The 14,457-nt window shown below is 71.5% G+C and carries 13 protein-coding genes and 1 pseudogene; 11 read left to right on the top strand and 3 right to left on the bottom strand.

Features of this window, described 5'->3' with window-relative positions:
- Positions 1 to 24: 24 nt before the first annotated feature.
- The 5 genes from ACWPQI_RS16090 to ACWPQI_RS16070 all read left to right on the top strand — a co-directional run bounded on the left by ACWPQI_RS16090 (position 25) and on the right by ACWPQI_RS16070 (position 6,040).
- Positions 25 to 1,185 carry a M20 family metallopeptidase gene (locus ACWPQI_RS16090; protein WP_010594814.1) on the top strand — a complete coding sequence of 387 codons (1,161 nt, stop codon included), beginning with the start codon at positions 25 to 27 and terminating at the stop codon, positions 1,183 to 1,185.
- Positions 1,182 to 2,336, top strand: a complete 1,155-nt coding sequence (locus ACWPQI_RS16085; RefSeq protein WP_010594813.1) for a M20 family metallopeptidase — start codon at positions 1,182 to 1,184, stop codon at positions 2,334 to 2,336. The genes ACWPQI_RS16090 and ACWPQI_RS16085 overlap by 4 nt, the downstream gene beginning before the upstream one ends.
- 55 nt (positions 2,337 to 2,391) lie before the next feature.
- Positions 2,392 to 3,426, top strand: a complete 1,035-nt coding sequence (locus tag ACWPQI_RS16080; RefSeq protein WP_026137503.1) for an iron ABC transporter substrate-binding protein — start codon at positions 2,392 to 2,394, stop codon at positions 3,424 to 3,426.
- Between the two features lie 104 nt (positions 3,427 to 3,530).
- A complete protein-coding gene (locus tag ACWPQI_RS16075) occupies positions 3,531 to 4,985 on the top strand; it encodes an ABC transporter permease (RefSeq protein WP_052455296.1) in 1,455 nt (484 codons plus the stop codon).
- Entirely contained in the window at positions 4,982 to 6,040 is a 1,059-nt protein-coding gene (locus tag ACWPQI_RS16070) for an ABC transporter ATP-binding protein (protein WP_040272432.1), read from the top strand. The genes ACWPQI_RS16075 and ACWPQI_RS16070 overlap by 4 nt, the downstream gene beginning before the upstream one ends.
- Here ACWPQI_RS16070 and ACWPQI_RS16065 read toward each other — a convergent pair.
- Positions 6,037 to 6,507 (bottom strand): gamma-glutamylcyclotransferase family protein, encoded by a 471-nt coding sequence (locus tag ACWPQI_RS16065; RefSeq protein WP_006939627.1) that lies wholly within the window; start codon positions 6,505 to 6,507, stop codon positions 6,037 to 6,039. The genes ACWPQI_RS16070 and ACWPQI_RS16065 overlap by 4 nt on opposite strands.
- 178 nt (positions 6,508 to 6,685) lie before the next feature.
- Here ACWPQI_RS16065 and ACWPQI_RS16060 point away from each other — a divergent pair, with 178 nt between their 5' ends.
- The 3 genes from ACWPQI_RS16060 to ACWPQI_RS16050 all read left to right on the top strand — a co-directional run bounded on the left by ACWPQI_RS16060 (position 6,686) and on the right by ACWPQI_RS16050 (position 9,379).
- Positions 6,686 to 8,086, top strand: coding sequence for an NAD(P)H-quinone dehydrogenase (locus ACWPQI_RS16060; RefSeq protein ID WP_010594809.1), 1,401 nt, complete (start codon positions 6,686 to 6,688; stop codon positions 8,084 to 8,086).
- A gap of 61 nt (positions 8,087 to 8,147) precedes the next feature.
- Entirely contained in the window at positions 8,148 to 8,567 is a 420-nt protein-coding gene (locus tag ACWPQI_RS16055) for a VOC family protein (RefSeq protein ID WP_010594808.1), read from the top strand.
- On the top strand, positions 8,564 to 9,379 hold the full coding sequence (locus tag ACWPQI_RS16050; protein ID WP_010594807.1) for a MerR family transcriptional regulator: 816 nt from the start codon (positions 8,564 to 8,566) through the stop codon (positions 9,377 to 9,379). Before ACWPQI_RS16055 ends, ACWPQI_RS16050 begins: the two co-directional genes overlap by 4 nt.
- Before the next feature lie 63 nt (positions 9,380 to 9,442).
- On the opposite strand, the gene glpK is transcribed toward ACWPQI_RS16050, so the two are convergent.
- A complete protein-coding gene (glpK, locus tag ACWPQI_RS16045) occupies positions 9,443 to 10,957 on the bottom strand; it encodes a glycerol kinase GlpK (RefSeq protein WP_010594806.1) in 1,515 nt (504 codons plus the stop codon).
- A 95-nt stretch (positions 10,958 to 11,052) separates the two neighbouring features.
- On the opposite strand from glpK, the gene glpD reads away from it, so the two are divergent.
- Positions 11,053 to 12,786, top strand: coding sequence for a glycerol-3-phosphate dehydrogenase (glpD, locus tag ACWPQI_RS16040; protein WP_010594805.1), 1,734 nt, complete (start codon positions 11,053 to 11,055; stop codon positions 12,784 to 12,786).
- 61 nt (positions 12,787 to 12,847) lie between these two features.
- Here the strand turns inward: glpD and ACWPQI_RS16035 are convergent, their stop codons facing one another.
- Positions 12,848 to 13,384 carry a hypothetical protein gene (locus ACWPQI_RS16035; RefSeq protein WP_010594804.1) on the bottom strand — a complete coding sequence of 179 codons (537 nt, stop codon included), beginning with the start codon at positions 13,382 to 13,384 and terminating at the stop codon, positions 12,848 to 12,850.
- A 152-nt stretch (positions 13,385 to 13,536) separates the two neighbouring features.
- Here ACWPQI_RS16035 and ACWPQI_RS16030 point away from each other — a divergent pair.
- Both ACWPQI_RS16030 and ACWPQI_RS16025 read left to right on the top strand, forming a co-directional pair.
- Positions 13,537 to 14,088, top strand: a pseudogene (locus ACWPQI_RS16030) (TetR/AcrR family transcriptional regulator); the annotation flags it as partial.
- A gap of 69 nt (positions 14,089 to 14,157) precedes the next feature.
- Complete coding sequence (locus tag ACWPQI_RS16025) at positions 14,158 to 14,415, top strand: DUF7218 family protein (protein WP_003935700.1); 258 nt, start codon at positions 14,158 to 14,160, stop codon at positions 14,413 to 14,415.
- The last annotated feature ends 42 nt before the right edge of the window (positions 14,416 to 14,457 follow it).

Raw genomic sequence — 14,457 nt, 5'->3', positions numbered from 1 at the left:
TTCCGCCCGTGCCAGACTGAGCGGGTGACGAGCGATGCGGACAGGGCGATCGAGGCTGCGTCGGACGGCCTGATCGCCCTGTCGCATTCGATCCATGCCGAGCCGGAACTGGCCTTCGACGAACACCGCAGCGCCGCGAAGATCGTGGACCTGCTGCGCAGCGGCGGATTCGAGGTCCGCACCGGGATCGCCGATCTGCCCACCGCATTCGACGCCCGGTTCGGCAGCGGAGACCTCGTGGTCGGCCTCTGCGCCGAATACGACGCGCTGCCCGGCATCGGGCACGCGTGCGGGCACAACATCATTGCTGCTGCCGCCGCCGGCGCGGGCCTGGGACTGGCCGCCGTCGCCGACGCGCTCGGCGTCACCGTCCGCGTCATCGGCACACCCGCCGAGGAGACCGGCGGCGGCAAGGTGCTCATGCTCGAACGCGGGGTGTTCGACGACGTCGGCATGGCCCTGATGGTGCACCCGGGTCCGTTCGACATCACCGGGGCGACGTCGCTGGCCCTCGCGGACATCGCGGTCAGCTACACCGGCCGCGAGGCGCACGCCTCCGCGGCTCCCGAGTACGGCCGCAACGCCGCCGATGCGGCGACCGTCGCGCAGGTCGCCGTCGGCCTGCTGCGGCAGCACCTGCTGCCCGGTCAGCAGATCCACGGGATCGTCAGCGACGGCGGCACCGCCCCGAACATCGTGCCCGCGCACACGGAACTGCTGTACTACCTGCGGGCGGCGACCGCGGAGTCCCTCGCCGACCTGTCCGAGCGCGCCGGCAGCTGCTTCGCCGCCGGGGCCCTCGCCGCCGGCTGCACGCACGAGATCCGCACCGTGTCGCCGACCTATACGGAACTGACTCCCGACCCGTGGCTGGTCCGGGCTTATCGTGAGGAGATCATCGGTCTCGGGCGCACGCCGCTGCCCGTCGAGGAGGAAGGATCGCGCCCGCTGGGCAGCACGGACATGGGAAACGTGACGAACGTGGTGCCGGGTATCCACCCGGTGATCGGTCTCGACTCCGGTGGCGCGGTGACTCACCAGGCGGCGTTCGCCGACGCGTGCGTCACCGCCTCGGCGGACCTCGCCGTCCTCGACGGCGCCCGCGCGCTGGCCGCGACGGCGGCCCGGGCGGCGGCCGATCCCACGCAACGTGCGCGGCTGCTCGAGAACGTGGCACGCCGATGAACCCGTACATCGAGAAGTGGCTGGGCGAGCACACCGACGACCTGTCGGGGTGGCGCCGGCACATCCACGCCAATCCCGAACTGGCCCGCCAGGAGTACGCGACCACCGAGTTCGTCGGGAGCACGCTCGCGGCCGCCGGGCTCGAACCGAAGGTGCTGCCGCGCGGCACGGGCCTGATCTGCGATCTCGGTCCCGACGGGCCGCGGATAGCCCTGCGCGCCGACATGGACGCGCTGCCCATGCAGGAGATGACGGGCCTGCCGTTCGCCTCCACCGTGCCGGGTGTGGCGCACGCCTGCGGGCACGACGCCCACACGACCGTGCTCCTCGGCGCGGCCCTGGCGTTGAACTCGGTGCCCGAGCTGCCGGTGGGGGTGCGGCTGATCTTCCAGCCCGCCGAGGAGGTGATGCCCGGCGGCGCGCTCGACGTGGTGGCCGCCGGCGCGCTCGAAGGCGTGGCCCGGATCTTCGCGCTGCACTGCGATCCCAGACTCGAGGCCGGCAAGGTGGGGGTGCGGGTCGGGGCGATCACCTCGGCCGCCGACACGGTCGAGCTGGTTCTCGACTCGCCGGGAGGGCACACCTCCCGCCCGCACCTGACCGGCGATCTGGTGTACGGACTCGGCACCGTGATCACCGGGCTGCCCGGCATGCTCAGCCGGCGCATCGACCCCCGTACGAGCACGGTGATGGTGTGGGGCGCGGTCGCGGCGGGCAAGGCCGCGAATGCGATTCCCCGCACCGGCATGCTGACCGGCACCGTCCGCACCGGCGACCACGAGACGTGGGAACTGCTCGAACCGATGGTGCGGGAGATCGTGCACGGCCTGCTCGCGCCCACGGGACTGAGCTACGAGCTGGACTACCGGCGCGGGGTGCCGCCCGTCGTCAACGACGAGGTGTCGGCCCGGATGGTCGAGGACGCGGTGCGGGCGATCGACCCGGACGCGCTGGCGGACACCCCGCAGTCCGGCGGCGGGGAGGACTTCTCCTGGTACCTCGAGCAGGTTCCGGGTGCGATGGCCCGGCTGGGTGTGTGGCGGGGGAGCGGGCCGAAGCTCGACATCCACCAGCCCGATTTCGACCTCGACGAGCGCGCCCTGGCGGTCGGCGTACGGGTGATGACGAACCTGGTCCTGGGATCAGGTTAGGCTTGCACAACCTGTACATCGCCTGTGAGCCGTCGCTCACGCCAGGAGGTCCGGAATGCAGTTTCGACGCAGAGCCGTCGCAGTAGTGTCGGCCGGGGTACTCGCCGCCGCGTTGGCCGCGTGCGGCAGCGACTCGGGTGGGTCCGAGGGCGACTCGACCGGCGCGCTCACCCTGTACTCCGGGCGCAGCGAGAACCTGGTCGCCCCGCTGATCGACCAGCTCGAGGGCACGCTCGGCTTCGAGGTCGACGTCGTCTACGGCAGCACCCCGGAGATCACCGGGAAGCTGGTGGAGGAGGGTGACTCCTCGCCCGCCGACGTGGTGTTCACCCAGGACGCGGGTGCCCTCGGCCTGCTCGACCAGGCGGGGCTGCTCGAGACGCTGCCGGCCTCGGTGACCGACCTGGTTCCCGCCGACTACCGCGCTGCCGACGGCACCTGGGTGGCGACCTCCGCACGTGCCCGCGTACTCGTCTACAACGACGAGAAGGTGCAGCCGCAGGACCTGCCCACCGGCATCGACGGTCTGCTGGACCCGAAGTGGAAGGGCCAGATCGGCTTCGCCCCGACCAACGCGTCGTTCCAGGCGTTCGTCACCGGGCTGCGCGTCGCCCGCGGCGAGGACGGCGCCCGCGCCTGGCTCGAGGCCTTCAAGGCCAACGAGCCGGTGGCGTTCGAGGGCAACGGCCCGCTGATGGAGGGGGTCGACGCCGGCCAGGTCACCCTCGGTCTGACCAACCACTACTACTGGTACGGACTCGCGGACGAGCGCGGTGCCGAGAACCTGAACGTGCAGGTGTACTACTTCCAGGCCGGTGATCCGGGCGCACTGGTGAACATCGCCGGGGCGGGCGTCGTGCGGACCACCGACCAGAAGGAACAGGCGGAGCAGTTCGTCGCCGCGCTGCTCTCGCCCGAGGCACAGACCTACTTCGCCGACGAGACGTCCGAGTATCCGGTCGTCGAGGGTGTCGAGACGAAGGATCAGCTGCGTCCGCTGTCCGAGATCGGTAATGCCGACATCGAACTCGCCGAACTCGCCTCGCTCGAGCAGACCCAGGCGTTGCTGCAGGAGTTGGGATTCATCTGATCCAGCTCGCCTCGCTCCGTCCCACCCGGCGCAGCCGGCCCGTTCTCACGCTGGCCGCGCTGGGTGTCTCGGTCTTCGCACTCGCCCCCGTGGCGCACCTGGTCATGCGCGCGTTCGCCGACGGCCCCGACCGGGTGTGGTCGCTGGTGTTCCGGCAGCGCACCCTCGATCTGGTGTGGCGCAGCGGCATTCTCGCGCTCACCGTCACCGTGGCCTGCCTCGTCGTCGGCGTCACCGCCGCATGGCTCACGGCACGCACCGACCTGCCCGGCCGGCGGTGGTTCGCCCTCGCGCTGAGCGTTCCCCTCGCCATCCCGTCGTACGTGTCCGGGTTCGTGTACATCGCCCAGTTCCCCGGACTCGCGGGCTTCGCGGGTGCTGCGCTGGTCCTGACCGCGGCGAGCTTCCCGTACGTGTACCTGCCGGTGTCCGCCGCGCTGGCCTCGGTCGACCCGGGGCTCGAGGAGGTGGCGCGCACCCTCGGCCGGTCCCGGCTGCGCACCACGCTCACCGTCACCCTGCGACAGGTGTGGCCCACCGCGGCGGCCGGCGGCCTGCTGGTGGCGCTGTACACCCTCAGCGACTTCGGTGCCGTCGCGCTGATGCGGTACGAAGCGTTCACCCTCGCCATCTACGGCAGCTACCGGGGGTTGCTCGACCGCACCCCCGCGGCGGTGTTCGGCCTGGTGCTCGTCGTGCTCGCCGTCGCGCTGACCGTCTCCGAACGCCGGGTGCGCCGGGGGGCGACCGCGCGCATCGGCTCCGGCGCCCCACGGCCCGCCGCGCCCGTGCCGCTGGGCCGGCAGCGGTGGACGGCCCTGGCGTTCCTCGCCGTCGTGCTGACGGTCGGCGTCGGCGTGCCGCTCGCCGGACTCGCGCGCTGGCTGTGGTTCTCGCAGCAGGCCGCGATCGACTGGGCGGGGATCTGGACGGCGACGACGTACACCCTGTGGGTGGCGGCCCTCGGTGCGCTGCTGACCACGGCGCTGGCCCTGCCGGTCGGCATCCTGGCGGCGCGTTCGACCTCGCCGGTCTCGCGGTTCACCGAGAGCGCCGCCTACGTCGGATTCGCGCTGCCCGGCATCACCGTGGGCCTGGCCCTGGTCTTCTTCGGGATCCGACTGCTGCCGCAGTGGTACCAGCACACCCCGATGCTCGTGATGGGCTACGCGGTGTTGTTCCTGCCGCTCGCCGTCGGCTCGATCCGCGCGGCGGTCGCCTCGATTCCGCTCGGCCTCGAGGACGCGTCCGCGACCCTCGGCAGCGGACGGATGCGGACCGGCATCCGGGTGATGATCCCGCTGGCCGCGCCCGGAGTCGTCGCGGGGACGGCACTGGCGTTCCTCACCATCGCGAAGGAACTGCCGGCGACGTTGTTGCTCCTGCCGATCGGGGAGGACACCCTGGCGTCACGGATGTGGAAGTACACCGAGACCCTCGAGTACGGGTCGGCGGCCCCGTACGCGGCGATCCTGGTGCTCGTCGCCGCGCTGCCGTCCCTGGTGCTGGGCCGGTTGCTGCGCGGCCGGGTCGATGCGGAAAGTGGCGGTGAGGAATGAGCGGGCTCTGTCTCGAGGGCGTCTGCGCCCGGTACGGGCGGACGGAGGTCGTCAGCGACGTCTCGCTGACGGTGGAACGAGGCGCGCTGCTGGCCGTGCTCGGGCCCTCGGGCGGGGGCAAGACCACCCTGCTGCGGGTGGTCGCGGGTCTGCACCCGGCGAGCGCGGGACGCGTCGTCGCGGACGGGCGCGACCTCACGGCGCTGCCGCCGGAACGCCGGGGGGTGGGACTGGTCCCGCAGGAGGGCGCTCTCTTCCCGCACCTGAGCGTCGCACGCAACGTCGGCTACGGGCTCGTGCAGCCGACGTGGCGGTCGATGGTGCGGCAGCAGGCCGTGCGGCAGCGCCGCGTGGAGGAACTGCTGGAACTGGTCGGCCTGGCCGGCACCGGTCAGCGCAAGCCTTCCCAGCTGTCCGGCGGTCAGCAGCAGCGGATCGCGCTGGCCCGGGCGCTCGCGCCCAATCCGGCCGTCGTCCTGCTCGACGAGCCGTTCAGCGCTCTCGACGCCGGGCTGCGGTCCAGCCTGCGCACCGAGGTCCGCACCCTGCTGCGGGACCAGGAGGTCGCCTCCGTGCTCGTCACCCACGACCAGGCCGAGGCCCTGGCCATCGCGGACACGGTCGCGGTGATGCTCGGCGGGCGTGTCGCCCAGGTGGGCACGCCGGAGGAGGTCTACCGGTGGCCCGCGACGCTCGAGGTGGGCGCCTTCGTCGGGGATTCGGTCGTGCTCGACGCCGATGCGGCCGGCGACCGCGCGCACACGGTGATCGGTGCGGTTCCCCTCGCGACCCCGGCCCACGGCAAGGGCCACGTGCTCGTACGCCCGGAACAGGTGCAGGTCGCCGCGGCCGACGAACCGTCGAAGTTCACCGTGCTCGACGTCGCCTTCGGGGGCGCACTGACGGAGGTGCGGGTGACCGGGGCCGGGCAGACGATCCGGGCGCACCGGGCCGCGTCGCACGACGTGCAGGCCGGGGATCCGGTGACGCTGCGGGTCGGCGTCCCGGTGCCGTTCTACCCGGCTCGGCCGGCCGAGGCCGAGAAGACGGCCTAGAAGCTGTCGGGCCGGCCGGGCCCGACGTTGCGGCTGTTGCGGGTGCGCAGATCCCGCACATAGTCGGCGGGGGCTCCGGCGATCTCGGCGGCGTCGGCCATCACGCCCAGGTAGCGCGCCGACGGCAGGCCGCCCTCGTACGCGTCGAGGACGTACAGCCAGGCGAGCACGGGCCCGTCGTCGGTGTCCACCCGCAACCGGATCTTGCGGTGGATGCCGAGTTCGGAGCCCTCCCAGCGGTCGAGGCTGCGTTCGTCCTCGTCGGGCACGTCGTAGAGCACGACGAACACCTTCGAGTCGGGATCCTCGACGACGGTGGCGAGCGCGCCCTCCCAGCCGATGTCGCCGCCGCTGAAGGTCAGCCGCCAGCCGTGGAGCCAGCCGGTTCCGGCCATCGGCGAATGCGGGCAGCGCTGCAGCATCTGCTCGGGATGCATGTTGGAGCCGTAGGCGGCGTAGATCGGCACGGGGTACAGGCTAATGGCTGACCGTCCGGCGCAGGACACGGGGCGCCGGCCGCTTCGTGGCGGCGTCCGCGTGCGCGGGACGGTGCCCGTGACATAGCGTGTCTGCGGACGTTCGGCAACCCCGGCGCCCGCACACACCGGACCGAGGACCATCTCGGAATCGATACAGAGGAGAACAATGACCCGGATCGTGATCATCGGCGGCGGCCCCGCGGGCTACGAAGCGGCGCTGGTGGCGGCCCAGTACGGCGCGGCCGTGTCACTGATCGATTCGGACGGGATCGGCGGCGCCTGCGTGCTCTTCGACTGCGTACCGTCCAAGACGTTCATCGCGTCCACGGGCATCCGCACCGACATGCGCCGGGCTGCCGACCTCGGCGTGCGGCTCGAGAGCGCCGGGGTGGCGCTGCCCGAGGTCAACACCCGTGTCAAGAGCCTCGCCCGGGCGCAGTCCGCGGACATCCGCACCAAGCTCGAGGCGGCCGGCGTGCAGCTGCTCAGCGGCCGCGGCGAGCTCATCGACACCCAGGTCGGAATGGCGGCGCACCAGGTGCGCGCCGACCTCTTCACGGGCGAGGAGCGGATCCTCGATGCCGACGTCGTGCTCATCGCGACCGGCGCGAGCCCGCGGGTGCTGCCCGGCGCGGAGCCGGACGGTGACCGCATCCTCAACTGGCGTCAGCTCTACGACCTCGACGCGCTGCCCGAACACCTCGTGGTCGTCGGCTCCGGTGTCACCGGCGCCGAGTTCGTCTCCGCCTATACGGAGGTCGGCGTCCAGGTGACGCTCGTCTCGAGCCGCGACCGGGTGCTGCCGCACGAGGACGAGGACGCCGCCCTCGTGCTCGAGGACGCCTTCGCCGAGCGGGGCGTGAACCTGGTCAAGCACGCCCGTGCCGACGCCGTCGAGCGCACCGGGGACGGGATCCGGGTCAAGCTGGCCGACGGCCGCATCGTCGAGGGCAGCCATGCGCTGATGACGGTGGGCTCGGTGCCGAACACCGCCGGCCTCGGCCTGGAGAAGGTCGGCCTGCAACTCGACCGGGGCGGCTACATCCAGGTCGACCGGGTCTCGCGCACGTCCGTCTCGGGGATCTACGCCGCCGGCGACTGCACCGGGCTGCTGCCGCTGGCATCGGTGGCCGCGATGCAGGGCCGCATCGCGATGTACCACGCCCTCGGCGAGGGGGTCAGCCCGATCCGGCTCAAGACCGTCGCCTCCGCGGTGTTCACCCGGCCCGAGATCGCCACGGTCGGCGTGAGCCAGGCCGCGATCGACAAGGGTGAGGTCCCGGCCCGCACCGTGATGTTGCCGCTGCACACCAATCCCCGCGCGAAGATGGCGGGGCTGCGCCGTGGTTTCGTGAAGATCTTCTGCCGTCCCGCCACCGGCGTCGTGATCGGTGGCGTGGTGGTCGCCCCCACCGCCTCGGAGCTGATCCTGCCCATCGCGATCGCGGTGCAGAACAATCTCAGCGTCGACGACCTCGCCCACACCTTCTCGGTCTATCCGTCGCTGACCGGGTCGATCACCGAGGCGGCGCGTCAGCTGATGCGGCACGACGATCATCTGGACTGAGCGGGATGGTCGGCGTCGACGTTCTTGACTCTCTCGCTGGGGGAGGGTCGACGGTGGAGGCATGCGAACGAACAGCATCTTCCCCGTGGTCCCCGCTCACGACGTCGCCCGCAGCCGCGACTTCTATGCCGGGCTGCTCGGTCTGCGTGTGGTTTTCGACAGCGGCTGGTATGTCCAGTTGCAGGCGGCGACCGACGAGACCGTGCAGCTCGGTCTCGTGGCACGCGGCCACGAGACGATTCCCCGAGCCCATCTCTCCGCTCCCGCCGGCGTGCTGATCTCGGTGGAGGTCGACGACGTGGACGCCGTGTATGCGCGCGCCGGCGACCTCGCACTCCCGGTCGCGTCGGACCTGCGCGACGAGGACTTCGGGCAGCGGCACTTCATGACCGTCGATCCCGACGGCCTGCTCGTCGACGTGATCACGGTGATCCCGTACGCGCCGGAGGTTGCCGGAAGCGGGGCGGTGGTGACCGGGTGAGCCCGGCCGACGGCTGGCTGAGCATCGGCGAGTTCGCGCGGATGTCGCGGCTGAGCGTCAGGACGCTGCGCCACTACGACCGCGAACGGCTGCTCGCTCCAGGCCGGGTCGATCCGCGTACCGGATACCGGTACTACTCGCGGGAGCAACTCGCCTCGGCTCTGCGCATCGCGGTGTTGCGCCGAGCCGAGGTGTCCGTCCCCGCGATCCGTCTCCTCCTGCAGGACCCCGGACACACCGAGGCCGTCCTCGCCGCGGAGCGGGAACGGATCGAGCGCGAGGCCGACCGTAAGCGCCGCGCGCTCGCCCTCGTCGCGTCGCTCGCCGAGGCCGAAGCCGGCGGACTCTCCGTGCGCCGGCACCGGGTCGAGGATCGAACGGTCTTGTGGCGCAGTGGGGAATCGACCGCCGAATCTCTCGATTCGGATGTGACGAATCTCGTGACGGCGCTGCTGACCGAGGCGTCGAGCGCCGGGCTGCCCACCGACGCGCCGGTGGTGGGGCAGTACCCGGCCACCCTCGACGGCGTGGTGCAGTTCGGCGTCGGTCTCGAGTTGCGGTCCCCGCCCGGACGTGCGGAAACTGCCACGACGACGCTGCCGGGCGGGGCGTTCGCGGGCGTGGACTTCGTCGGTCCGGTCGCGCTGCTCCCGGTCGCCTACCACGCACTGTTCGGGTGGCTCGACGAGCGCGGTCTCGCGGCCGAGGGGCCGTTCCGGGAGTACTACCTCGCCGACCCGCGCGACGTCGCTCCCGATGCGATGCGTACGCGGGTGCTGCACCCCGTCCCCGGTGACCACGTTCCGGGATGAGGGGTCCCCGAGGCCGGCGCGCCGAGGCTCCCGCGCCGGCCTCGCCCCACCGGATCGACCGACTCAGGCCCAGCCGTAGGTCCGTTCGACCGCCCGGTTCCACTCGGCGTAGAGCCGTTCCCGCTCGGCGGCGTCCATCTTCGGTTCCCAGGTGCGGCCGGCCGCCCAGTTGTGGCGGATGTCGTCCTCACCCTCCCAGAAGCCGACCGCCAGGCCCGCCGCGTACGCCGCGCCGAGCGCGGTGGTCTCGGAGACCACGGGGCGGACCACGGGGGCGCCGAGGATGTCCGACTGGAACTGCATCAGGGTCTCGTTGACGACCATCCCGCCGTCCACCTTCAGCGTGTGCAGTTCGACACCGGAGTCGGCGTGCATCGCCTCGATGACCTCACGGGTCTGGTAGGCGGTCGCCTCGAGTGCGGCCCGCGCCAGGTGCCCCCGGTTGACGAAGCGGGTGAGACCGGCGATCACCCCGCGCGCATCGGGTCGCCATCGCGGTGCGAACAGTCCCGAGAACGCCGGTACGAAGTAGGCACCGCCGTTGTCGGGGACGGTCGCGGCGAGGTCCTCGATCTCCGCGGCCGTGCGGACGAGCCCCAGATTGTCGCGCATCCACTGCACGAGCGAGCCCGTGACGGCGATCGAACCCTCGAGGGCGTACACCGCCGGGGCGTCGCCGACGCGGTAGCAGACGGTGGTCAGCAGCCCGTGCTCGCTGCGCACCGGCGTCGTCCCGGTGTTGAGAAGCAGGAAGTTGCCGGTCCCGTAGGTGTTCTTGGCCTCACCCGGCGACAGGCATGCCTGGCCGAACGTCGCGGCCTGCTGGTCTCCGAGGATGCCGGCCACCGGGACGCCGGCCAGCGGTCCGCGGTCGCGGGCGTATCCGTAGATCTCGGACGAACTCCGGATCTCCGGCAGCATCGACATCGGAATGCCGAAATCCGCACAGATGTCCGGATCCCATTGCAGCGTCTCGAGATTCATGAGCATCGTGCGCGAGGCGTTGGTGACGTCGGTGAGGTGCACCCCCGGCTGCCGGTTGCCCGCGCCGGTGCCGCCGGTGAGATTCCACAGGATCCAGCTGTCCACCGTCCCGAACGCGAGTTCGCCGGCCTCCGCCTGCTCCCGGGCGCCCTCGACGTTGTCGAGGATCCACCGCACCTTCGGGCCCGCGAAGTACGTCGACAGCGGCAGGCCCGTGGCGTCGCGATACCGGTCCACGCCCGCGTCCCCGGCGAGCTGCTCGACGAGGCGATCGGTGCGGGTGTCCTGCCACACGATCGCGTTGTGGACGGGCCGGCCCGTGGAGCGTTCCCACACCACCGTGGTCTCACGCTGGTTGGTGATCCCGATCGCGGCGATGTCGGCGCGCGTGAGATCCGCCTTCGCCAGGGCCAGGGCGGCGACCTCGCGAGTGTTGATCCACAGTGTTTCCGGATCGTGTTCCACCCAGCCGGCGCGGGGAAGGATCTGTTCGTGCTCGGTCTGGGCCCAGGCCACGATGCGACCGTCGTGGTCGAAGATGATGCAGCGACTCGACGTGGTCCCCTGATCGATCGCGGCGATGTATCGGGTCACGGCAACCTCTCCGGGCGTGTGGTTCGGGACGGCAGTCTGCGGACGAACCTACTACCCTGAGTGCGGAAACGTCGGCGACTCACGGGAGCAATGCGGTGACCAACCAACCAGGCGTCCAGGTCCTCGGGCCGCAACAGCGCCGTGACGCATGGCGACGACTCGGCTCGGAGCACTTCGACGTGGTGGTCGTCGGCGGCGGTGTCGTCGGCGCCGGCGCCGCCCTGGACGCCGCCACCCGCGGGCTGCGGGTCGCACTGGTGGAGGCGCGGGACTTCGCCTCGGGCACGTCGAGCCGCTCGTCGAAGATGTTCCACGGCGGGCTGCGCTATCTCGAGCAGCTCGAGTTCGGCCTCGTCCGTGAGGCGCTGCGCGAGCGCGAACTGTCGCTGTCGACGCTGGCCCCGCATCTGGTCAAGCCGCTGAAGTTCCTCTTCCCCCTCACCCACCGCGGGTGGGAGCGCCCGTACGTCGCTGCGGGCATCTTCCTCTACGACCGGATGGGCGGCGCCAAATCCGTGCCCGCGCAGAAGCATCTGACCCGGTCCGGCGCGCTGCGCATGGCACCCGGGCTCAAACGCAACTCGCTCGTGGGCGGGATCCGGTACTACGACACCGTCGTCGACGACGCCCGCCACACCATGACGGTGGCTCGCACCGCCGCCCACTACGGCGCCGTCGTACGCACGTCGACCCAGGTGGTCGGGTTCCTGCGCGAGGCCGACCGGGTCTCCGGTGTACGGGTGCGCGACTCGGAGGACGGCTCGGTCACCGAGGTGAGGGCGCACGTGGTGATCAACGCCACGGGGGTGTGGACCGACGAGATCCAGGCCCTGTCCCGGCAGCGCGGCCGGTTCCGGGTGCGCGCCTCGAAAGGCGTGCACATCGTGGTGCCGCGCGACCGGATCGTCAGCGACTCGGCGATCATCCTGCGCACCGAGAAGTCCGTGCTGTTCGTGATCCCGTGGGGCAGCCACTGGATCATCGGCACCACCGACACCGACTGGAATCTCGACCTCGCCCACCCCGCCGCGACGAAGGCCGACATCGACTACATCCTCGACCACGTGAACCGGGTCCTGGTCGTCCCGCTCACCCACGGCGACATCGACGGCGTGTACGCGGGACTGCGGCCGTTGCTGGCGGGGGAGAGCGACGAGACGTCGAAGCTCTCGCGCGAGCACGCCGTCGCCCGGGTCGCGCCCGGTCTCGTCGCGATCGCCGGCGGCAAGTACACCACCTACCGGGTGATGGCCGAGGATGCCGTCGACCTGGCGGCCGAGGACATCCCCGCCCGCATCGCCCCGTCCATCACCGAACGGGTGCCGCTGGCGGGGGCCGACGGCTACTTCGCGCTCGTGAACCAGACGATGCAGCTCGCCGAGCGGTACGGCCTGCATCCGTACCGGATCAAGCATCTGCTCGACCGGTACGGGTCGCTGATCGACGAGGTGCTCGAGGCGGCGGCCGACCGTCCCGAGTTGCTCGAACCGCTCACCGACGCCCCCCAGTACCTGCAGGTGGAGGTCGTGTACGCGGCGGCCGCGGAGGGCGCGCTGCACCTCGAGGACATCCTCGCGCGCCGCACCCGCATCTCCATCGAGTACCCGCACCGCGGCGTGCACTGCGCCGAGCAGACCGCCCGCCTGGTGGCACCCGTCCTGGGCTGGGACGCCGCGACGGTGGAGCAGGAGATCGCGACCTACCGGGCGAGGGTCGACGCCGAGATCGAATCGCAGAGCCGGCCCGACGACGAGTCCGCCGACGCGCTGCGGGCGGCTGCCCCGGAGGCGCGCGCGGAGATCCTCGAACCGGTGCCCACCGGCGCCTGAGACGCCCTCGGCGCGACGGCGGCCCGGCCGTCGAGGACGCCGACGTCGGTGGGTCGACGTGTCAGTGGGTCAGGACGACCTTGACGAGCACCACGGTCGCGGCCACCGTGGTGAGCGCGACGGCACTGACCAGCGAGGTCCGGCCCGGCCGCTCCCCCTTGAGGCGACCGATGACGAAGACGATCCCCCCGATCCGTGCCAGCACGGCGACCTCGGCGAGCAACTGGGCGGTGCGCGGTTCGAGCCAACCCAGCCAGCCGATTCCCAGGATCACGCACGGCAGCACCGCCGAACTCAGGATCGGCACGGAGTTGCGCAGTTCGGCGAGCTTCTCCGCCCGGGTCAACGGGGTGCCCTGGCGCACGGTGTGCCCGACCGCCTCGGCGAACACGTGGGCGACGAACGTCGACAGTGCCGTGCCGAGCACGATCGCGATGCCGACGTACTTCGGCCCGGTGACGATCGGCACGAGGGCCGCGAGCACCAGCACGTTGCCGTAGATGTAGGCGCTGATGCGACTGGCGGCGTTGCCGCGGTCGAGCGGCATGCGCCGGGAGAACAACGGGCCGTGCAGGAGTGCGTTGGCATCGGAGTCCATGCCGACCAGGGTGACAGACCGGGGAGCGTACCGAGACGGCAACCGCGTGCATCCGTCGCGGCCGGCCCGGCGCGTAGGATCCGACGTCGCAGACGGTCGACGACGGGATCGCGGTGGTGGAGAGGGTGCGACGGCGCTGGGGCGGCACCGACATGGCGGAACGCCGGCGGGCACGCCGCGACGCGCTGCTGTCGGCGGGCATCGATCTGCTCGGCGCGCCCGACGGACCGGCGGTCAACGTACGCGCCGTGTGCCGGGCGGCCGGACTGACCGAACGGTACTTCTACGAGAGCTTCGACGACCGGGACGCGTTCGTGCGCGCCGTGTATGCGGCGGTCGGGGAACACGTGCGCGCAGTGCTGGAGGGCGCGGTCGGCACGGTCCCGCAGCCGCGGGACGTTCCCGGGGCGGCGGTCCGGGCCTTCGTCGAGCTGATCGTGGACCGCCCGGCCGTGGGCCGGGTGCTGCTGCTCGGCCCGCTGCGGGAACCGGCCCTCGGCGGGCAGGGCCTCGATCTCGCTCCCGCATTCGTGACGCTCGTCCGGCAGCAGCTCACCGCGATCGCCGATCGCGACGAGCGGCACCTGGTGGCCGTGGGGTTGGTCGGGGCACTGACGAGCCTGTTCATCGGCTACCTGGACGGCACCGTCACGGTGGCGCCGGAGCGGTTGGTGCGGCACTGTGTGAGCCTGCTGGTCCAGGCCGGAGGTGTACGGCCCCGGCCGGAGGGGTATCCGCACCACGACAGCACGCTCGACGAAAGGAGGGGCATCATGCCCAGGTCGTCGATCAAGGACGAGAAGCTCTATCAGGAACTACGTGACGACGGCGCCTCCAAGGAGAAGGCCGCCCGAATCTCGAACGCGGCCGCGAATCGTGGCCGTTCCTCCGTCGGGCACAAGGGCGGCAAGTCGGGGTCCTACGAGGATTGGACGGTCGACGAGTTGAAGAAGAGGGCGAAGGAACTCGGGATGTCGGGTTACTCGTCCAAGCGCAAGAGCGAGCTCATCGACGCTCTGCGCAACCACTGAGGCGCAACCACTGAGGCGCAACCACTGAGCCGACCGCGCGGT

The organism is Rhodococcus sp. LMD (assembly GCF_056108245.1).
Note: the sequence above shows the minus strand (reverse complement) of the source record. Positions and strands in the feature narration are given on the sequence as shown.